The organism is Methylobacterium sp. CCH5-D2 (assembly GCF_001556475.1).
Taxonomy (GTDB): domain Bacteria; phylum Pseudomonadota; class Alphaproteobacteria; order Rhizobiales; family Beijerinckiaceae; genus Methylobacterium; species Methylobacterium hispanicum.
In genome coordinates, this window is sequence record NZ_LSIX01000060.1 from 1 (window position 1) to 397 (window position 397).

Here is a 397-nt window from a genome sequence, read left to right on the forward strand (position 1 = left end):
CTCCGAGGTCGCCGCGCTGCCAGGCCGAGGCTGTGCGCAGCAGCCGGCCCACGGGTCGCCGGATGGAGGCGCGCCCGGCGAGCAGCGCCGCGGCGACGGCCAGCACGGCGCCGAGCAGGACCAGGGTGACGCCGCGCCAAGTCGCCTCGTCGACGTCCGCGAAAGCGGCCTCACGGTCGCGCCCGACGATCAGCCACGTGTCCGCCGCGGCCCCGGGCGGCCGGATGGCGGCGAGCACCCGCTCGCGCCCGTCGAAGCCGGAGGCGACGCGTACGCCCTCGCCGCGCCCGGTCAGCACCTCGGTCCGCTCCGCCGGAAGCGGCCTGCCGACCCACCCCTCGTTGTCCGGGTGGCGAACCAGGATCAGCCCGTCGCGGTCGACCAGCGTGATGCTGGT

1 pseudogene is annotated in these 397 nt (G+C 77.3%); it reads right to left on the bottom strand.

Annotation, left to right across the window (positions count from 1 at the left end):
- Nucleotides 1–397: pseudogene (locus AX737_RS33955) on the bottom strand (histidine kinase); the annotation flags it as partial.